Here is a 19,001-nt window from a genome sequence, read left to right as displayed (position 1 = left end):
CACGGCAGGATGACTAACGACACATTCGCTATACCGAACTTCGCACTACTGTGGACTTCAACGTAGTGGAGGGCCGGTCATGTCCGAGGACGATGTCCACCTGAAGAAGTTCCAGAAGGAGCTCAGCGCCGGCACCGTGTCGCTGGCCCTGCTCGCAGTGCTGGCCCGCGCCGGTGAGCCGCTGTACGGCTACCTGATCGCCAAGGAGCTGGAACGGGTGGGCGAGGGCGTGCTCAGTGGCAAGCAGAGCGCGCTGTACCCGGTGCTGCGCAACCTGGAGGGCGCCGGCCTGCTGGAGAGCCATGTGGAGCCGTCCAGCAGCGGGCCGCCGCGCCGCTACTACCGCATCAACGCGCGTGGCCGGGAGGTGCTGCAGCAATGGCGCCAGGCTTGGCGCGACACCCGTGATTCCGTCGATTCCGTGTTGGAGGGGGTACCGCAATGAACGACCTGGACCTGGCAGGCAACCGTCTGCCCAGCACCATCCCGCAGTACCTGGCGCAGCTGCGTGCCGCGCTGGACGGTGCCGATCCGGCGATGGTGCAGGACGCCCTGTACGACGCCGAGGAATACCTGCGCTCGGAACTGGCGGCGCAACCCGGCCGCAGCGAAGCCGAGGTCATCGCCGACGTCGCCGGCAGCTACGGCGCACCGGACGAGGTGGCGGAGATCTACCGCGAAACCGAGCTCACGGTGAACCGCGCGCTGCGCACGCCGCGGGCTGACACGGGYCCGGTGCTGCGTGCAGCGGCCGAGGCCAGCGGTGCTGCACCGGCGGCACAGCCCGCAGCGCCCGTGCGACGCTCGCTGCTGGCGCGTTTCTTCGGCGTAGTGACGGACCCGCACACCTACGGCGCGCTGTTCTACATGCTGTTGTCGCTGGCCACCGGCATCTTCTTCTTCACCTGGGTGGTCACCGGCCTGTCGCTGTCGCTGGGCCTGCTGATCCTGATCATCGGCGTCCCGTTGACCGTGCTGTTCTTCGGCTCGGTGCGTGGACTGGCGTTGCTGGAAGGGCGGCTGGTGGAAGCGCTGCTGGGCGAGCGCATGCCGCGCCGGCCGCAGTACACCGACCGCAGCCGCAGCTGGCTGCAGCGTATCGGCGACATGTTCACTGATGGCCGTACCTGGCTGACCCTGCTGTACTTCGTGCTGATGCTGCCGCTGGGCATCATCTACTTCACCATCGCGGTGACCTTGCTGTCGCTGTCGCTGGGCTTGATCTGGGCACCGGTGGCGGCGATCTTCAGCGGCGACATCCCCGGCATCTACATCAACGACGTGAACGTGCTGCCGATGGCAGCCTCGCCGCTGGTGGCGATCGTGGTAGCAGCGGTGGGTGTGTTGCTGCTGCTGCTGACGATGCACCTGGCACGCGGCATCGGCAAGCTGCACGGCATGCTGGCCAAGAACCTGCTGGTGCGCTTGTAAGGCAGCGATCTGTTCTCTGGTGGGTGCCGACCTCGGTCGGCACTTCGCCATGGTAGGTGCCAGCCTTGGTTGGCACGAACCATCAGGTGTCAGTACGCTTGAAAGAGCGCCAACCAAGGTTGGCATCTACCGAAAGCGCCAACCAAGGTTGGCATCTACCAGAAGCGCCAACCAAGGTTGGCATCCACCAGGGGCGTGCTACCCCGCCTTGCGGCGCAGCGGGGTGACGTTGCTCTTCTTCTTCGTGGCCTTCGCTGCCGGGGCTTCGGCATGCGCGGCGAAGAAGTCACGCACCTTCGGGTACACCACTTCGCGCCAGCGGCGGCCGCTGAAGATGCCGTAATGGCCGGCACCATCCACGATGAAGTGTTCACGGCGTTCGGCCGGTATACCGCTGCACAGTGCCTGCGCCGCTTCGGTCTGGCCGAGGCCGGCGATATCGTCCAGCTCGCCTTCGATGCTCAGCAGCGCGGTATCGCGGATTGCCGACGGGTCGACCTTTTCGCCGTTGACCACCCACTCGCCACGCGGCAGCAGGAAATCCTGGAACACCACGGAGATGGTGTCCAGGTAGTACTTGGCCGGCATGTCCAGCACCGCGTTGTACTCGTCGTAGAAGCGACGGTGCGCGTCGGCATCCTCCAGGTCGCCCTTCACCAGGTCGGTGTAGAAATCCCAGTGCGAGCTGAAGTGGCGGCTGGGATTCATCGACAGGAAGCCGGCGTGCTGCAGGAAACCGGGATACACGCGGCGGCCGGCACCTGGATAGCTGGCCGGTACGGTGTGGATGACGTTGTTCTCGAACCACGACAACGGGTTCTGCGTGGCCAGGTTGTTGACCGCGGTCGGGCTGCAGCGCGCGTCGATCGGGCCACCCATCATCACCAGCGTGCGCGGCGTCGGTTCGCCGCGGCTGGCCATCAATGAAACCGCGGCCAGCACCGGTACGGTAGGCTGGCAGACACTCACCACGTGCAGGCGCTCCACGCCAAGATGGCGGATGAACTCCTGGATGTAGGCGATGTAGTCGTCCAGCCCGAATTCGCCTTCGCTGCCGGGCACCATGCGCGCGTCGACCCAGTCGGTCACGTACACGCGGTGGTCGCGCAGCAGCGTGCGCACGGTATCGCGCAGCAGCGTGGCGTGATGGCCCGACAACGGCGCCACCACCAGCACGAACGGCTGGTTGAGCATGGTGTGCAGCTGGTCGGCTTCATTGCTGTGGCGCTTGAAGCGCAGCAGCTTGCAGAACGGCTTGCTGAGTTCCTCGTGCACCACGATCGGCACGCGCTCGCCCTCGACCTCGATTTCGTTGATGCCCCATTCGGGCTTCTCGTAATCCTTGCCGATGCGATGGAACAGCTCATTGACCGCCGCCAGACGATCAGCGCCAGGCATCTGCGACCACCAGTGTCCCTGGTTGGCGAAGAACTTGGCGTTGGCCTGGGCCTGGTGCACCCAGGGGGCGAGCAGGTTGCGGGTCAGTTCGTGCAGTTGATAGAGCATGCCGACCGAATATGTATGGTCTTATGTTGCCGCGCAGCATAGCGCATCCGACTGTCCCGGACGTTAAGCAGACTCACTGATCGTATTCAGCGGGCCGCCTGTTCCAGCGCAGTCGCTTCAGTGGCCAGCGCTGGCCCCAGCCAGAGGTGGGAGCCGACTGCCTGCAGGCCTTGCCGGGTCAGCTCGCGCCGGTACCAACGGGCCGGGCGCGACTGGAAGCCGTCATGGTCGCCCTCGAATTCATCTTCGGCGGCGAAGGTCTCCAGGAACGCCACGCCTGCGGTCAGCTCGGCGACACCGGCCAGGCCTGCGCGAAGTTCGCGGTTGGGCACGTAGTGCATCACGTCCGAACAGACCAGCAGGTCGACCGGGGCGCAGGGTCGCAGCCAGGCGAAATCGCCGAAGCTGGCCAGGTGCAGGTTGCGGGTGCGGCCGTAGCGGCGCACAGCGTACTCGCTGCTGTCGAAACCGAGGTATTCGACCTTCGGACGCAGTTTCAGCAGCGGCGCGCGCCATGCCCCTTCGCCACAGCCGACGTCCAGCACGCTGCGGATCGGTCGTTCCAGGTAGTACTCGGCCGTCGCCACGGCGAGGGCGACCTTGCGCGCCAGGCGCGCGCTGCCACCGATGTCGGCGCGGCGATACCAGCGCTGGAAGTAGGCGGCGTCGTAGGTCTTGTCCATGGCGATCCGGTGCAGTCGTGAAATCGGCGCCTATCGTACGGCGTTGCAGCACGTCATGCGTCGATGTGTCGCGGCGGTTGCACGTGAGGTGGCCTCGCCACGACATGCGAGAATGGCGGACATCCACGCCAGCCGCCGGAGCGAGCGCATGCAGAGCTATTACTGGGTCAAGACCTTCCACATCGTGTTCGTGGTGGCATGGATGGCCACGGTGTTCTACCTGCCGCGCATCCTGGTGAACCTGTCCGAGACCGCGGGGCAGCCGGCGGTGGTCGAGCGCCTGCAGCTGATGGGCATGCGCTTGTACCGCTTCGGCCATTCGATGTTCGGCCTGGCGTTCGTGCTCGGCCTGGTGCTGTGGCTGGGCTACAAGGTGATTCCGGATTTCCCGACCATGGTCGCCCCGGGTGGCGCAGGCTGGCTGCACGCCAAGCTGGGCCTGGTGGTGGTGCTGCTGGCGTACTTCATCTGGATCGGGCGGCTGCTGAAGGGCGTGGCCAAGGGCAGGGCGCTGCCGTCGTCGCGCGCGCTGCGCTGGATCAACGAGATTCCGCTGCTGGCCTTCATCCCGATCGTCTGGCTGGTGCTGGCCAAGCCGTTCTGAGATCTGGAGCTCTCGAACATGTCACTTTCTTGCTCGTGCAAGAAAGTAACCAAAGAACACGCCGCCAGGTCGCGAGCCGGTGCTACGCACCGGTGCCCTGTGCTTCTCGGTGAATCAGGGGACGGCGCCGAACTCGCTGCGCTCAGACATCGGCGCCTCTAGGCCCCTGATTCCCCTGCGATGCTCGGCTCGCTAAAAGGCGGACCCAACGTCAAACGCCACACCTGCACCCAGTAGATCCACGCCATGCGTGGATGCTTTTCGCTCTGCTTTCCCAATCCGCCTTCAAGCGAGCCGAGCACCGGAGGTCCGGCAAGGGCGTAGAGGCGCGGATGTTTGAGCGTAGCGAGTTCCGCGCCGTCCCTTGGCGGACTGAGGAGCGCAGGGAACCGGTGTGCAGAGCACACCGGCTCGCGGCTGGCGGAGCGTTTCTTTTGGTTACTTTTCTTTTCGCGAAAAGAAAAGTAACGCCTCGAGCACAGGCTCAGGCCGCCTCGTAAGTACCGTAGCTGCGCAGGCGCTTGTAGCGCTGGTCGAGCAGCTCTTCGGTGGACAGCGCATCCAGCGCGTCCAGCTCGTTCAGCAGCACGGCCTTCAGTCGCTTGGCCATCTGCGTCGGGTTGCGGTGGGCGCCGCCGGTCGGCTCGCGCACGACCTTGTCGACCAGGCCCAGGCCCTTCAGGCGCGGCGCGGTCAGGCCCAGCTGCTCGGCAGCATCCTTGGCCTTGCCGGCATCCTTCCACAGGATCGAAGCACAGCCTTCCGGGGTGATGGTCGAGTACACCGCGTATTCCAGCATCACGGTACGGTCGCCCACGCCCAGCGCCAGTGCGCCGCCCGAGCCGCCTTCACCGATCACGGTGCAGATGATCGGCACCTTCAGTTCGGCCATCTCGATCAGGTTGCGCGCGATCGCCTCGGACTGGCCGCGTGACTCGGCATCGATGCCCGGCCAGGCGCCGGCGGTGTCGATCAGGGTCAGCACCGGCAGGCCGAAACGCTCGGCCATCTTCATCAGGCGCAGCGCCTTGCGGTAGCCCTCGGGCTTGGGCATGCCGAAGTTGCGCTTGATCTTTTCCTTGGTGTCGCGGCCCTTCTGGTGGCCGATGACCATCACCGAGCGGCCATTGATGCGGGCCAGGCCGCCCATGATCGCCTTGTCGTCGGCGAAGGCACGGTCGCCGGCCAGTTCCTGGAACTCATCGCAGATGATGCGGATGTAGTCGGCGGTGTACGGGCGCGACGGATGGCGGGCCAGCTGCAGCACCTGCCACGAGGTCAGGTTGCGGAAGATCTGTGCGGTGCGCACGCGCAGCTTGTCCTGCAGCGCATGCACTTCGGCCTCGACATTGACCGCCGGCCCGGCACTGGCGTTGCGCAGTTCCTGGATCTTGGCTTCCAGGTCGGCGATGGGTTGCTCGAAGTCGAGGTAGTTCGGATTCATCGGAAGCCGTCGTGTAAAGAAGAGGGGAATTCTAGCCGAATGCGCAGGAACGGCCCGTACGCCTTCGTCTGGAAGCCGACGGTAGCGCAGTGGGGGCCGGCGGCGCCAGTCGGTCCGCCGGCCGCCGGTTCAGGGCAGGACCAGCGCGCTGCGGGCCATTTCGGTACTGCGGATCGTCACGAAGTCGTTGTAGGCCTCGTTGGCCGCCACCGGCAGCTTCGCGCCGAGCGTCATGGTGGCCTGGGTGAAGGCCATCTGCGCCTGGAAGTCTTCCTTGCGCAGGGCCTTCTGCTCGCTGGCCGTGCTGGCCTTCAGCCAGCGGGCATAGATGTCGCGCACCGGACCGGCATGGGCCTCGAAGGCCGGGTCCAGCGCGGGCAGCGCCGGCGCGGGTTCCAGCGTGTAGGCCGGGGCCACGTAGCCGGCGGGCTGCTCGCGCTTGTAGGCACCGGGTTCGCCCATGCTGGCCTCGATGTAGGTGATGAATTCCGGCGCGGTGAAGATCTTGGTGCTGATCCGGCCGCCGGTCGAGTCCACGTGCGCAACCACCTGCTCCTCGGGGAACGGCTCGCGCACGCCGAAGTTCCAGGTCTTGTCGATGAACAGGCCGTGGTGCTTTTCGAACGGTCCCTTGAACTCGACACCGCCCAGCTCGATGCCCAGGCCGCTGACGCCGAAGTTCTTCAGCTTGTCCTCGCCGGTCACATAGATCTCGCGCGCCGTTACGTACTCGCTGAGGCTGGGATTGATCAGGCCGCCGCGGCCGTCGGCGTAGACGATGAAGCGCACATCGCCCAGGCGGTCGGTATGCAGGTGATGCTCACCGGCAGCCAGGCTGATCGGTCGCGACGCGTGCGCAGCCACCGGCAGGTCCTTGCCATCGATGCTGATCGCCAGCGGCGCATCGGTCGGGTTGTCGATCTCGAAATCGACCTTGGAGGAACAGCCGGCCAGCGCGAGCGCGGCCATCATCGGCAACAGCAGGTTCTTCATTACGGGCAATCGTCCTTGACGTATGCAGCGGGAAAGCGGAAACGGGGTGGGGCCAGCCTCAGCTGGCCCATGGCGGGCTGTAGCGCACCTTCAGCGTGCGCACGGCTGGTTCGGCGCGCAGCGCCTCCATCAGCTTGGAATCGACGCGCACCGCGCTCTGCCCGGAAACATCGAGCATGCCGGCGATGCCGCCATCGGGGCCCTTCAGCAGCAGGTCCAGGCGCAGGGGCGTGCGGCCGGGGCGATGGCGGTCGAGCAGGGCGTCGATGCGCTCCCACACCGGTCGCTGATGGCGCAGGTCCAACCGCAGCGACAGGCGCGTGGCGTAGTTCGCACAGACCTCGTCGAAGTCCCAGCACTGGCGGATGCGCAGTGCGAAGCCGCCATTGAATTCGTCTTCGCGCAGGCCGCCCTTGACCACCAGGATACGGTCCTTGGTCATCAGGTGGCCGAACTCGGCCATGGCATCGGAGAACGCGCTGCATTCGACGCGGCCACGGCCATCTTCCAGCTGGATGAAGATCTGGCTCTCGCCCTTGCGGCGCACGCCGACCACCTGGCCGGCAAGCACGGTCTGCACTTCCGGACGCCAGCGCTTCTCGCCGCCACCACTGTTGCTGTTGGCGCTCCAGATCTTTTCCACCGAGCCGAGGTCGGTACCGACCAGATCGCGCACGTCATCGCGCCACGGGTCGAACGGGTGGCCGCTGAGGTAGAAGCCCAGCGTGTCGCGCTCGCCGTTGAGGCGCTGCAGCAACGGCCATTCGTCGGTTTCCTGCAGCTCCAGGTGGATGGCCTGTACGCCCGGCTCGGGGCCGCCGAACAGCGAATTCTGGCCGGACGCACGCTCGCGCGCCATCTGTTCGGTGGCCTTGATCACTTCCGGCAGCTGCAGCATCAGCGAGGCACGGTTGTGGCCCAACTCATCCAGCGCACCGCAGTTGATCATTGCTTCCAGCGTGCGCCGGTTGAGCTTGGCCGAACCGATGCGGGTGCAGAAATCGAGCAGATCGGTGTAGTCGCCGCCGCGAAGGCGTTCCTCCACCACCGCTTCGCAGGCACCCTGGCCGACGCCCTTGATCGCCCCCAGGCCGTACTGGATCGTGTCCGGCGTAGACGCTTCAAACATGAAGGCGGACTGGTTCACCTTCGGCGGCAGCACGGTCAGGCCGAGGTTGCGCACCTCGTCCAGGAAGCCGACTACCTTTTCGGTGTTGTCCATGTCCGAAGACAGCGTCGCGGCCATGAACTCGGCCGGGTAATGGCGCTTGAGCCAGGCCGTCTGGTAACTCACCAGCGCGTAGGCGGCGGCGTGCGACTTGTTGAAGCCGTAGCCGGCGAACTTCTCCATCAGGTCGAAGATCGCATCGGCCTTGGCTTCGCCGACGCCGTCCTTGGCCGCACCTTCGCGGAAGATCTCGCGGTGCTTGGCCATTTCCGCCGGCACCTTCTTGCCCATCGCACGGCGCAGCAGGTCGGCGCCGCCCAGCGAGTAGCCGCCGACGATCTGCGCCATCTGCATCACCTGCTCCTGGTACACCATGATGCCGTAGGTGTCGCGCAGGATGCGCTCGGTGCGCGGATCGGGATACTCCACGTCTTCGCGCCCGTGCTTGCGGTCGACGAAGGAGGGAATCAGGTCCATCGGGCCGGGTCGGTACAGCGACACCAGCGCGATCAGGTCTTCGAAACGGTCGGGCTTGGCGTCCTTCAGCAGGCGGCGCATGCCCGAGGATTCGAACTGGAACACCGCGCCGGTATTGCCCGAGGCGAAGATGTCCTTGTAGGTGGGCGCATCGTCCAGCGGCAGCTGGGTGATGTCCACCGGCGGAATGCCGGCGCGCTCATGGCGCTTGTTGATCGCCTTCACCGCCCAGTCGATGATCGTCAGCGTGCGCAGGCCGAGGAAGTCGAACTTCACCAGGCCGACTTCTTCAACGTCGTTCTTGTCGAACTGGGTGACCGGATTCTTGCCGCGGCCGTCTTCATCGTGTTCGGCAAACAGCGGGCAGAACTCGCTCAACGGCTCGGGCGCGATCACCACGCCACCGGCGTGCTTGCCGGCGTTGCGGGTCAGGTCTTCCAGCTGTCGTGCCAGGTCGATCAGGTCGCGGACGTCGTCCTCGCTCTGATAGCGCTGGATCAGCTCGGGCGAAGCCATCTCGCTGTCCTTGCCCTCACCCATAGCATCCTTCAGCGAGATGCCGAGGATGTTCGGGATCAGCTTGGCGACGCCGTCGACCAGGCCGTAGGGGAAGCCGAGCACGCGGCCGGAGTCGCGCACCACCGCCTTGGCTGCCATGGTGCCGTAGGTGATGATCTGGCTGACCCGCTCGCGGCCATATTTGCGCGCAACGTAGTCGATGACCTCGTCGCGGCGGTCCATGCAGAAATCGATGTCGAAGTCGGGCATCGACACGCGTTCGGGGTTGAGGAAGCGCTCGAACAGCAGGTTGTACGGCAGCGGGTCCAGATCGGTGATCTGCAGTGCCCACGCCACCAGCGAACCCGCACCCGAACCACGGCCCGGGCCGATCGGAATGCCCTGCGCCTTGCCCCACTGGATGAAGTCGGCCACGATCAGGAAGTAGCCGGGGAAGCCCATCTTGATGATGGTGTCCAGCTCGAACTCGAGGCGGTCGCTGTAATCCTGCGCGGTCATGCCGGGCGCGATGGGATTCTTTTCCAGGCGTGCGGCCAGGCCCTTGCGCGACTCGCTGCGGATCCAGCTGTCCAGCGTCTCCTCGTCGGGCACCGGATAATCGGGCAGGAAGTAGGTGCCCAGGCGCATCTCGATGTTGCAGCGCTCGGCCAGCGCCAGCGTGTTGTCGATCGCATCGGGGATGTCGGCGAACAGCGCGCACATCTCTTCGGCCGACTTCAGGTACTGCTGGTCGCTGTACTCGCGTGGGCGCTTGGGGTCATCCAGCACGCGGCCGGTGGAGATGCACACGCGGGCTTCGTGCGCGCTGAAATCGGACGGTGACAGGAAGCGTACGTCGTTGCTGGCGATCACCGGCAGGCCACGCTGGCCGGCGGCCATCAGCGCGAACTGGTTGAAGCTCTCTTCGCCATCGCGGCCGGTGCGGGTCAGCTCCAGGTGCAGGCCGTCGCCGAACACGCGCTGCCAGTCGGCCAGCTGCTGTTCGGCCAGATCGTGCTTGCCATCCAGCGCCAGGCGCCCGGCCAGACTCTCACGGCCGGCCAGGGCGAACAGGTTGGCGTTGCCGGCCTTCAGCCAGTCCGGATGCACCGCCACGCCGCCCTCGGGGCGATGGCCTTCCATCCATGCCCGGGTCAGCAGACGCGACAGGCTGAGGTAGCCCTCGCGGTCGCGGCACAGCAGGGTCATCCGCCACGGGTCCTGGCCTTCTTCGGCGATCATCACGTCGGCGCCGGCGATGGGCTTGATGCCCACGCCTTCGGCGGCCTTGTAGAACTTGACCAGGGCGAACAGGTTGTTGAGGTCGGTCACCGCCAGCGCAGGCAGGCCGAGTTCGACCGAGCGCGACAGCAGGTTGGCCTGCTTGGCCTTCTTCGGGTCAGCCTGGTCCGGCTTGGCCGGCACGCGGATGGTGGAGTCCGCCAGCGAGAACTCGGTGTGGACGTGGAGATGTACGAAGCGGGAGTTGGACATGCCGGACCAGGTTGGAGCGCGCAGGCCCCGGGTGCAGACGCGGGAATCGTCGCCGGGGTCGGGAAGCGCTGGAGTGCCCGGTCAGGGTAGCGAGGGCAGGGGGTTGCGACAAGGACTTGACGGTGCGCGATATCGCCAATGCCGCCGGGCATGGCACGGCGCTACCGGGGACGTTCATGTTGCCGTGGTAGCGCAGGGCCATGCCCGGCGAACGTTCAGGCGATCGCGATGGCGGCCGCCCCAGCCGGCGGCGCCTCCAGGCACTCGCGCACCGGGGCGAAGCTGCGCCGGTGCTCCGCGCACGGGCCGTGTTCACGCAGGGCGGCCAGATGCGCCGGGGTGCCGTAGCCCTTGTGCTGGTCGAAGCCGTACTGCGGGTGGCGTGCGTGCAGGTCCAGCATGTAGCGGTCGCGCGAGACCTTGGCCAGGATCGAGGCCGCCATGATCGCGCGGTCGATGCCATCGCCGCCGACCAGCGCCTGCGCCGGCAGCATCAGCCCCTTGGGCACCACGTTGCCGTCGATGCGGGCGAAGCCGGCCACGTGGGCCACCGCCGCGACGACATCGCGCATGCCCTGCAGCGTGGCCTGATAGATGTTCAGGCGATCGATGGCTTCCACGTCCACCAGCACCACGTGCCAGGCCAGGGCGCGGTCGAGGATGCGGTCATGCAGCTGCTCGCGGCGGGCCGCGGTCAGCTGCTTGGAATCATCCAGGCCGTTCAGTCGTGGCCGCTGTGGATCGAACACCACTGCTGCCACCGCGACGGGGCCGGCCAGCGGTCCGCGTCCGGCTTCGTCGACACCGGCGATGCGGTGGCCGGGGTCGATCACCGCGGCACCATCGAACAGGGCCAGGCTGGCGGCTGCGGCGTGGCGGCGGCTCATGCCTTTTCCTGGCCGCGCACCAGCAGCTCGCCAACGGCATCGGCTGCGCGCGCCGATGCATTGCGGCGCAGGCGTTCATGCAGGCGCGCGTAGGTGCCCTGCAGATCGGCGATCCGCTGCGGATGGTCGAACCACTGCTGGATGGCGGCGGCCAGTTTTTCCGGCGTGCAGTCGTGCTGCATCAGCTCTGGCGCCAGGTCCTGGCCGGCCAGGATGTTGGGCAGGGCGAAGCGGTCGACCTTGATCAACCCCAGCGCCTTCACCAGGCGGTACGTCAGTTCGTTGACCCGGTAGCCGACCACCATCGGACGCTTCACCAGCATCGCCTCCAGGGTGGCGGTACCGGAGGCCAGCACCACCACGTCGGCGGCGATCATCGCGTTGCGTGCCTGGCCGTCCAGTACATGCGAATAGGCCACCGGCAGCGCCGAGCGTGACAGCTGCTCTTCGATCAGGCGCCGGCAGGCCGCGTTGGCCGCCGGCACCACCACGTGCAGGCCTGGAATGCGCTCGGATACCTGCCAGGCGGCCTCGAAGAAGGCTTCGCCGAGCTTGGATATCTCGCCCAGGCGGCTGCCGGGAAGCACGGCCAGCACCTTGGCCGAGGCGGGCAGGCCGAGCTCGATCCGGGCCGCTTCCCGGTCGACGTGCAGCGGGATGTCATCGGCCATCGGATGGCCGACGAAGCGCGCGTCGATGCCGTGCTTGGCGTAGATCGGCGGTTCCATCGGGAACAGGCACAGCACCAGGTCGGCGCTGCTGCCGATCTTCTCGGCACGCTTCTCGCGCCATGCCCACACCGAAGGGCTGACGTAGTGCACGGTGCGCACGCCACGCTGTTTCAGCCAGCGTTCGATGCCCAGATTGAAGTCCGGAGCGTCGATGCCGATGAACACATCCGGTTGCCACTCCAGCGCACGCTGGCGGAAGGCCGAACGCAGCTTGAGCAGCCGCGGCAGATGGCGCAGGACTTCGGTCAGGCCCATCACCGCCAATTCGCTGGCATCGTGCCAAGTCTGGCAGCCGGCGCTGCGCATGGCATCGCCGCCGATGCCGGCGAATTCGGCATGCGGGAAGCGGGCCTTCAGTTCGCGCACCAGGCCTGCGCCGAGCAGGTCGCCTGAGGCTTCGCCGGCGACCAGGGCGATCCGCAACGGGCGCTCGCTGAGCACCCGGTGTGCAGGCACGCTGCCGGCCATCGAGGCCAGCGAAATCACCTCGGCGCCGGCCGGCGCCTGGCCGGTCGCGCTGCTCATCGCAGCAGGTGCCTCTCGGTGTGCTCGATGAAGTCCAGCATCGACTTGACGTCGTCACTGTCGCGCGCCTGCTCGGCCAGCTGTGCCTTGGCTTCGGCCAGCGGCAGGCCCGCCACGTACAGCGTGCGGTAGGCACGCTTGATGGCGGTGATGCGTTCGGGATCGAAGCCGCGACGCTTCAGGCCCTCGCTGTTGATGCCGCGCGGGCGGCCCAGCGAGTCGGTGCCGACCATGGTGAACGGCGGGACGTCGCCATTGGTCAGCGCGCCCATGCCGAGGAAGGCATGTGCACCGATGCGGCAGAACTGGTGCGCACCGGCGAAGCCGCTGATGATCACGTAGTCACCCACGGTCACGTGCCCGGCCAGCGTGGTGTTGTTGGAGAACACGCAGAAGTTGCCGACGTGGCAATCGTGGGCCACGTGCGTGTAGGCCAGCATCCAGTTGTCATCGCCGATGGTGGTGATGCCACCGCCGCCGCCAGTGCCACGGTTGAGGGTGACGAACTCGCGGAACACGTTGCGGTCGCCGATCACCAGTTCGGTGCGTTCACCGCCGTACTTCTTGTCCTGCGGTTCGCCGCCGACCGCGACATGGCCGATGAAACGGTTGTCGCGGCCGATCCGGGTCGGGCCATGGATGCTGCAGTGCGGACCGACCTCGGTGCCGGCACCGATCTCGACGTCCGGCCCGATGATCGTGAACGCGCCCACGCGGACATCGTCGGCCAGGCGCGCCGACGGATCGATCACGGCAGTGGGATGGATCAGGGGGGCGTTGTCGCTCATCTCGGACCTCCAGCCAGGGTCATTCGCGGGTGCCGGCGCACAGCACCTCGGCGCAGGCGACGACTTCGCCGTCGACCTTGGCCACGCAGTCGTACACGGCCATGTTGCGGATCACGCGCTTGATCTCCACGTGCATCTCCAGCACGTCACCGGGCACCACCTGCTTGGTGAAGCGGGCCTTGTCGACCTTGACCATGTAGAACAGCTTGGACTGCGCATCGCGGCCCAGCGTCAACTGGGTCAGCACGCCGCCGGCCTGGGCCATGGCTTCGATGATCAGCACGCCGGGCATGATCGGCTGGCCCGGGAAGTGGCCCTGGAAGAACGGCTCGTTGATGCTGACGTTCTTGGTCGCGACGATCGTGCGCTTCTCGTAGTCGATCGACACCACCTTGTCCACCAGCAGGAACGGGTAGCGGTGCGGAAGCAGCGTCTGGATCTGCGCCATGTCCGGCAGGGTCTGGGTGTGGCTCATTCTTTCTCCTTGCTCACAGACAGGATGCGACGGGCCAGGGCATCGAGCTGCTTGAAGCGCGCGGCATTCTTGCGCCACGTGCGGTTGTCGGTCAGGGGCGTGCCGGAGGAATACTCGCCCGGCTCGGTGATGGAGTTGCGGACCACCGATTTGCCGGTGATCACGACCTTGTCGCAGATTTCAAGATGACCGACGACGCCAACGGCGCCGCCGAGCAGGCAGTAACGGCCGATCTTGGCGCTGCCGGCAATGCCGGTGCAGCCGGCGATGGCCGAGTGGGCGCCGATCTGCACGTTGTGTGCGATCTGTACCAGGTTGTCCAGGCGGACGTCCTCGGCCAGCACGGTGTCTTCCAGCGCGCCACGGTCGACACAGGTGTTGGCGCCGATCTCGCAGTCGTCGCCGATGCGCACGCCGCCAAGCTGCGGCACCTTGATCCATTTGCCAGCGTCCATGGCCAGGCCGAAGCCATCGGCGCCCAGCACGGCGCCGGGATGGATGCGCACGCGCTTGCCCAGCTTGACGCGGGTGACCAGGGTGACGCGGGCGATCAGTTCACAGCCGCTGTCGAGGGTGCAGTCTTCGCCGATGATGCTGCCGGCGCCGATGATGCAGTTCTCGCCGATGACGCTGCGTGCGCCGATGGTGACGAACGGACCGACGTGGGCGCTGGCGGCGACCTGCGCCTGCGGATCGATCACTGCGCTGGGATGGATGCCGGGCGGGCGGGTCGGGGCGATGTCGAACAGCGCGCCGATCTTGGCAAAGGTGGTGTAGGGGTCCTTGGCAACCAGCGCGGTGCCGGGAGCCGCGTCGGCATCCTCGGCGCGCAGCACCACGATGCCGGCCTGGCTGTCGGCCAGCTGGGCGCGGTAGCGCGGATTGGCAAGGAAGGTCAGCTGGCCGGCACCGGCATGGGCGAGGGTGGCCACGCCATCGATGGCGGTGCCTGGGTCGCCATGGACCTGCAGGCCGAACTGATCGGCGAGTTGCTGGGCGGTGTAGGTAGGAGTATTCACGGCGGGAGTTTAACGTGTGACGCCATTGCGGTCATGCGGGAGCGGTTCTGCGGCCAACGGCGGGGCCCCTCGTGGCTGGCAGAGTGAGGCCCGAGGGCCGGGTCGGACGGGTGGGGCCCGCGAGGGACGGCGCAAGTACGTCCCTGTAGCCTTGGTCGCCGCATCCATGCGGCTCACACCCTCGCGGGCCCCACCCATCCGACCTTCGACGGTCTGGCGCGAGTGCCAGCCACGGAAAAACAGAAAAAATCAAAAGCAGTTCGGCTGCCGCGCCCGCGCGGGCGCCCGAAAACGAAAACGCCGGGCAGAGCCCGGCGATTCGTACCCCGTCTGGTGGAAAGCCCCCCTTTGTTAAGGGGGGCGCGCCAACGGCGCGGGGGATAGGGAGCAGGATAGGCCCCGCGGTTTGCATCGCAAACCGTGGGAACGTTTGGGGGCCAGTTAGAACTGGCCACCAAACGTGAATTGCAGACGTTCGATCTCGTCGCCGTCCTTCTTCTTCAGCGGGAACGCATAGCTGATCGAGATCGGGCCGACCGGGGCGCGCCACAGCAGGGCTACACCGGTGGAGACGCGCAGCTCGTTGGCCTTGAAGTTGTCGGTGCCGTTGTAGACGTTGCCGAAGTCGACGAAGGCCGACACACGGGCCGACGGGCTGTCGAACAGGCGCGGGAAGTAGGCTTCGACCGAGCCGACGGTCTTCAGCGAACCACCCAGCGGCTGGCCGTTCGGGTAGCCGTTGGTGACTTCGCGCGGGCCGAGGGTGTTGTCCTCGAAGCCACGAACCGAGTTGGTACCACCGGCGTAGAAGTTCTCGTAGAACGGCAGGCCCGACGCGGTCACCGAGCGCAGGTTGCCATCCTTGTCCGGCACCATCGCGGTCTTGTCATTGCCATAGCTGTCGCCGTAGCCAACTTCCGCGCGGGTGTTGATGACCAGCGAGGGGATGATCGGCCAGTATTTGCTGATCTGGTAGTTGAGCTTGTAGTACTCGACGGTCGAGCCGGGCAGCGTGGTTTCCAGGCCCACGCGCTGGTAGGTACCGCGGGTCGGCATGAAGTAGTCGTTGCGCGAGTCGCGGGCCCAGCCCAGCTCGGTGCGCCAGGAGTGGAACGTGCGGCGCCCGATCACATTGATGTAGTCGATGATGGACTGCGGGGTCGAGCCCGGGTACGTGGTGATCTGGTTGCTGTCGATGCCGAACATCAGCGAGACGGTGTCGGTCTCGGTGATCGGCACGCCGAATACCACCTGCGCCGAACCGTTGGTGCTGTTGTACTGCGCGGTGTTGAAGTCGGAGTAGTCCAGTTCGCGCCAGGACAGGTTGTAGCCCAGCGAGACGCCGTCATCGGTGAAGTACGGGTTGGTGTAGCTGAAGCCGTAGCGCTGCAGGTAGCTGCTGCGCGAAGCTTCGACCGACACGCGGTTGCCGCCGCCCAGGAAGTTGTTCTGCGACAGCTGCACCGAGGTGGTCATGCCGTAGGACTGCGAATAGCCCAGGCCGAACACGAAGCTGCCCGAGGTGGTTTCCTTGACGTTGTAGACGACGTCGACCTGGTCGTTGCTGCCGCTGACGGGCGGGGTTTCCACTTCCACCGCCTCGAAGTAACCCAGGCGCTGCAGGCGGATCTTGGAACGGTCGATCGCGGCCTGCGAGTACCAGCTGTTCTCGAACTGACGCATTTCGCGGCGCATCACCTCATCGGAGGTGCGGGTATTGCCCTTGAAGATGATGCGGCGGACGGTCACGCGCGGGCCGGGCACGACCTGCATGTTGACCGCCACGGTCTGCTCGGCGCGGTTGGTGGTCGGAATCGGGTTCACCTTGGCGAAGGCATAACCGATGTTGGACAGCGAGTTGGTGATCGAGTCGGAGCTGAATTCCAGCAGGGCACGCGAGAACGTGTCGCCGGACTTCTGCACGACCATGCGCTCGACGTCTTCCTGCGGCAGGATCGTATCGCCGCTGACCTTGATCTCGGAGATCTTGTACTGGTCGCCTTCGGTCACGCCGGCGGTGATGAACATGTCGCGCTTGTCGGGGCTGATCGACACCTGCGTCGAGTCGATGCTGAAGTCGACATAGCCGCGGTCCAGGTACCAGGAGTTGAGCTTTTCCAGGTCGCCGGACAGCTTTTCCTTGGAGTACTGGTCGTCACGGCGGTACCACGACGCCCAGTTGTGCTCCTTGGACTCCCAGTACTCCAGGATGTCCTTGCTGTCGTACTTCTCGGTGCCGACGATGTTGACGTGGCGGATCTTGGCCGCCTTGCCTTCCTTGATCGCGATGGCGATGTCGACGCGATTACGGTCCAGCGGGCTCACGGTCGGGGTGATGTCGACGGTGTATTTGCCACGATCGTTGTACTGGCGGCGAAGTTCCTGGGTCACGCGATCCAGGCTCAGGCGATCGAAGGTGCCGCCTTCGGTCAGGCCGATGTCGGACAGACCCTTGAGCAGCTGGTCGGACTTGATGTCCTTGTTGCCGGTGACGGTCAGCTTGTTGATCGCCGGACGTTCCTTGACGGTCACCACCAGGATGCTGCCCTGGCGATCCAGCTGCACGTCTTCGAAGAAGCCGGTCTTGTACAGGGCGCGGATGGTCTCGCCGACCTTGCTGTCGGTGACGGTCTCGCCACGCTCGACCGGCAGGTAGGTGAACACCGTACCGGAGCTGATGCGCTGCAGGCCGTCGACGCGGATGTCGCTGACAGTGAAGGGCTCGGCTGCCTGGGCCAGGGCGGGAGCGCCGGTGACGGCGGCGAGGGCGAGGGCCAGCAGGCGGCGATTGGGGAGTCGCGTCATGTCACGTCCGGTAGGAAGGTCGATTTCATTGGTAAGGGATGCCGACGCTGTAGACGGCAAAAACATGGAAAAGTTCATCGCGGGACCAGGCCGAGGATGTCGTTGTAGAACGCCAATCCCATCAGCCCGGCCAGCAACGCCAGGCCGATGTATTGGCCGGCGGCGACGGCACGCTCGCTCAGCGGGCTGCCCTTGACCAACTCGATAAGGTAATACAGCAGGTGGCCGCCGTCCAAGATGGGGATCGGCAGCAGGTTGATGATGCACAGGCTCAGCGACAGCAGGGCGAGGAACTGGATGAACCAGTCCACGCCGCGTTTGGCCGAAATATTGGCGACCCGGGCAATGGTGACCGGGCCGGAAACGTTCTGCAGCGAGGCTTTGCCGGTCACGATCCGGCCCATCATGGCCAATGAATCGGCGGCCATCCTGCCGGTTTCGCGCACCGCGACCGTGACCGACTGCAGCGGGCCGAACTTGAGCAGGGTGTCGTAGGCGGGGCTGTAGCTCTGGGCAAAGCCGGCGCCGATCTGCCAGATGGGCTGGCCCTTGCCGTCCTTGCCCTGGCGCGGGGTGATCTCCAGCGCCAGGCGCTCGCCACCACGCAGCACCTCGATCATCGCCGGGCCACCGCGGCGGCCGAGGCTGCCCACTTCGCTGATGGCCTGCTCGACGCTGTCGATGCGCTGGCCGTCGATCGCCACGATCAGATCGCCGGCCTGCAGGTGACCCTCTGCAGCCGAACCCTTCACGATGTTGTCCACCAGCGGTGGCTGCAGCCACGCACGCCAGTACACCCCGGCCAGGATCGGAACCCGGCGTTCATCGAAACCAGCCGGCAGCTGCGACAGCGGCAGGGTGCGCGAGCGCAGCTGGTCTGCTGGGTCGAGAACCTGCAGGGTCACGTCGCGACGATCCATCGCCGCCGCGGTCAGGGCCATGCTGGCCTCACCCAGGGTGATCACATCGCGGCCGTCAACGCTCAGCAGGCGATCGCCGCTGCCGAGCCCGGCCGTGGCGGCCATACCGGTAGCGCGGCCGACGGTTGCGGAATAGTCCTGCTTGCCGATCACGAACATCGCCCACAGCAGCAGGATGCACAGCAGCAGGTTGGCGATCGGGCCGGCCGCGACGATGGCGATGCGCTGCCACACGGTCTTGTGGTTGAAGGCCTGGCCGCGCTCGTGCGGATGGACCTCGACTTCGCGTTCGTCGAGGAATTTCACATAGCCGCCCAGCGGGATGGCGGCAATGGCGAACTCGGTGCCATGGCGGTCGCGGCGCGACCACAGCGGACGGCCGAAGCCCACCGAGAAGCGCAGCACCTTGACCCCGCACAGGCGCCCGACCCAGTAGTGCCCGAATTCGTGGAAGGTGACCAGCAGCCCAAGGCTGACGATCATCCACCAGACCGATCCGATGAAGTCAGTCATGCAGGTTCACATTGGCGGACACGGGCGGCGGCGTCATACG

The 19,001-nt window shown here is 66.1% G+C and carries 15 protein-coding genes; 3 read left to right on the top strand and 12 right to left on the bottom strand.

The window, feature by feature from the left end:
• Positions 1-79: 79 nt before the first annotated feature.
• Together AC1DCU_RS09135 and AC1DCU_RS09130 are read left to right on the top strand one after the other, a co-directional pair.
• Entirely contained in the window at positions 80-445 is a 366-nt protein-coding gene (locus AC1DCU_RS09135) for a PadR family transcriptional regulator (RefSeq protein WP_032975774.1), read from the top strand.
• A complete protein-coding gene (locus AC1DCU_RS09130; protein WP_442251027.1) occupies positions 442-1,431 on the top strand; it encodes a sensor domain-containing protein in 990 nt (329 codons plus the stop codon). Before AC1DCU_RS09135 ends, AC1DCU_RS09130 begins: the two co-directional genes overlap by 4 nt.
• Positions 1,432-1,629: 198 nt before the next feature.
• Here AC1DCU_RS09130 and AC1DCU_RS09125 read toward each other — a convergent pair whose 3' ends face one another.
• Positions 1,630-2,937, bottom strand: a complete 1,308-nt coding sequence (locus AC1DCU_RS09125) for a polyhydroxyalkanoate depolymerase (RefSeq protein WP_025877691.1) — start codon at positions 2,935-2,937, stop codon at positions 1,630-1,632.
• Between the two features lie 86 nt (positions 2,938-3,023).
• Positions 3,024-3,620 (bottom strand): class I SAM-dependent DNA methyltransferase, encoded by a 597-nt coding sequence (locus AC1DCU_RS09120; RefSeq protein ID WP_313444639.1) that lies wholly within the window; start codon positions 3,618-3,620, stop codon positions 3,024-3,026.
• 148 nt (positions 3,621-3,768) lie between these two features.
• Between AC1DCU_RS09120 and AC1DCU_RS09115 the strand changes: the two genes are divergently transcribed.
• A complete protein-coding gene (locus AC1DCU_RS09115) occupies positions 3,769-4,224 on the top strand; it encodes a CopD family protein (RefSeq protein ID WP_025877688.1) in 456 nt (151 codons plus the stop codon).
• Positions 4,225-4,708: 484 nt separating this feature from the next.
• On the opposite strand, the gene AC1DCU_RS09110 is transcribed toward AC1DCU_RS09115, so the two are convergent.
• The 10 genes from AC1DCU_RS09110 to rseP form a co-directional block, all read right to left on the bottom strand.
• Positions 4,709-5,668 carry an acetyl-CoA carboxylase carboxyltransferase subunit alpha gene (locus AC1DCU_RS09110; protein ID WP_025877686.1) on the bottom strand — a complete coding sequence of 320 codons (960 nt, stop codon included), beginning with the start codon at positions 5,666-5,668 and terminating at the stop codon, positions 4,709-4,711.
• Positions 5,669-5,797: 129 nt separating this feature from the next.
• Positions 5,798-6,661, bottom strand: coding sequence for a hypothetical protein (locus AC1DCU_RS09105; protein ID WP_442251028.1), 864 nt, complete (start codon positions 6,659-6,661; stop codon positions 5,798-5,800).
• Between the two features lie 58 nt (positions 6,662-6,719).
• Positions 6,720-10,298 carry a DNA polymerase III subunit alpha gene (gene dnaE, locus AC1DCU_RS09100; protein WP_080149342.1) on the bottom strand — a complete coding sequence of 1,193 codons (3,579 nt, stop codon included), beginning with the start codon at positions 10,296-10,298 and terminating at the stop codon, positions 6,720-6,722.
• A 215-nt stretch (positions 10,299-10,513) separates the two neighbouring features.
• Positions 10,514-11,185, bottom strand: coding sequence for a ribonuclease HII (locus AC1DCU_RS09095; RefSeq protein ID WP_442251029.1), 672 nt, complete (start codon positions 11,183-11,185; stop codon positions 10,514-10,516).
• Entirely contained in the window at positions 11,182-12,384 is a 1,203-nt protein-coding gene (lpxB, locus tag AC1DCU_RS09090; protein WP_223482669.1) for a lipid-A-disaccharide synthase, read from the bottom strand. The genes AC1DCU_RS09095 and lpxB overlap by 4 nt, the downstream gene beginning before the upstream one ends.
• 53 nt (positions 12,385-12,437) lie before the next feature.
• Positions 12,438-13,229, bottom strand: coding sequence for an acyl-ACP--UDP-N-acetylglucosamine O-acyltransferase (lpxA, locus tag AC1DCU_RS09085; protein ID WP_025877677.1), 792 nt, complete (start codon positions 13,227-13,229; stop codon positions 12,438-12,440).
• A 19-nt stretch (positions 13,230-13,248) separates the two neighbouring features.
• Positions 13,249-13,704, bottom strand: a complete 456-nt coding sequence (gene fabZ / locus AC1DCU_RS09080) for a 3-hydroxyacyl-ACP dehydratase FabZ (protein ID WP_025877675.1) — start codon at positions 13,702-13,704, stop codon at positions 13,249-13,251.
• A complete protein-coding gene (gene lpxD / locus AC1DCU_RS09075; RefSeq protein WP_032975782.1) occupies positions 13,701-14,723 on the bottom strand; it encodes a UDP-3-O-(3-hydroxymyristoyl)glucosamine N-acyltransferase in 1,023 nt (340 codons plus the stop codon). The genes fabZ and lpxD overlap by 4 nt, the downstream gene beginning before the upstream one ends.
• A gap of 441 nt (positions 14,724-15,164) precedes the next feature.
• On the bottom strand, positions 15,165-17,528 hold the full coding sequence (gene bamA / locus AC1DCU_RS09070) for an outer membrane protein assembly factor BamA (RefSeq protein ID WP_346602242.1): 2,364 nt from the start codon (positions 17,526-17,528) through the stop codon (positions 15,165-15,167).
• A gap of 74 nt (positions 17,529-17,602) precedes the next feature.
• A complete protein-coding gene (gene rseP, locus AC1DCU_RS09065; RefSeq protein ID WP_218789015.1) occupies positions 17,603-18,961 on the bottom strand; it encodes an RIP metalloprotease RseP in 1,359 nt (452 codons plus the stop codon).
• Positions 18,962-19,001: the final 40 nt, after the last annotated feature.

The sequence above is a fragment of the Stenotrophomonas sp. 10L48 genome (assembly GCF_056395105.1).
The sequence above is the reverse complement of the archived record's forward strand: the minus strand, read 5'-3'. Positions and strand labels throughout refer to the sequence as shown.

What these genes read in the sequence shown, in the direction of transcription:
- AC1DCU_RS09135 (WP_032975774.1), top strand. Translation starts at nt 80, where the DNA reads ATGTCCGAGGACGATGTCCACCTGAAGAAGTTCCAGAAGGAGCTCAGC.
- AC1DCU_RS09125 (WP_025877691.1), bottom strand. Translation starts at nt 2,937, where the DNA reads ATGCTCTATCAACTGCACGAACTGACCCGCAACCTGCTCGCCCCCTGG.
- AC1DCU_RS09120 (WP_313444639.1), bottom strand. Translation starts at nt 3,620, where the DNA reads ATGGACAAGACCTACGACGCCGCCTACTTCCAGCGCTGGTATCGCCGC.
- AC1DCU_RS09115 (WP_025877688.1), top strand. Translation starts at nt 3,769, where the DNA reads ATGCAGAGCTATTACTGGGTCAAGACCTTCCACATCGTGTTCGTGGTG.
- AC1DCU_RS09110 (WP_025877686.1), bottom strand. Translation starts at nt 5,668, where the DNA reads ATGAATCCGAACTACCTCGACTTCGAGCAACCCATCGCCGACCTGGAA.
- AC1DCU_RS09105 (WP_442251028.1), bottom strand. Translation starts at nt 6,661, where the DNA reads ATGAAGAACCTGCTGTTGCCGATGATGGCCGCGCTCGCGCTGGCCGGC.
- dnaE (WP_080149342.1), bottom strand. Translation starts at nt 10,298, where the DNA reads ATGTCCAACTCCCGCTTCGTACATCTCCACGTCCACACCGAGTTCTCG.
- AC1DCU_RS09095 (WP_442251029.1), bottom strand. Translation starts at nt 11,185, where the DNA reads ATGAGCCGCCGCCACGCCGCAGCCGCCAGCCTGGCCCTGTTCGATGGT.
- lpxB (WP_223482669.1), bottom strand. Translation starts at nt 12,384, where the DNA reads ATGGCCGGCAGCGTGCCTGCACACCGGGTGCTCAGCGAGCGCCCGTTG.
- lpxA (WP_025877677.1), bottom strand. Translation starts at nt 13,229, where the DNA reads ATGAGCGACAACGCCCCCCTGATCCATCCCACTGCCGTGATCGATCCG.
- fabZ (WP_025877675.1), bottom strand. Translation starts at nt 13,704, where the DNA reads ATGAGCCACACCCAGACCCTGCCGGACATGGCGCAGATCCAGACGCTG.
- bamA (WP_346602242.1), bottom strand. Translation starts at nt 17,528, where the DNA reads ATGACGCGACTCCCCAATCGCCGCCTGCTGGCCCTCGCCCTCGCCGCC.
- rseP (WP_218789015.1), bottom strand. Translation starts at nt 18,961, where the DNA reads ATGACTGACTTCATCGGATCGGTCTGGTGGATGATCGTCAGCCTTGGG.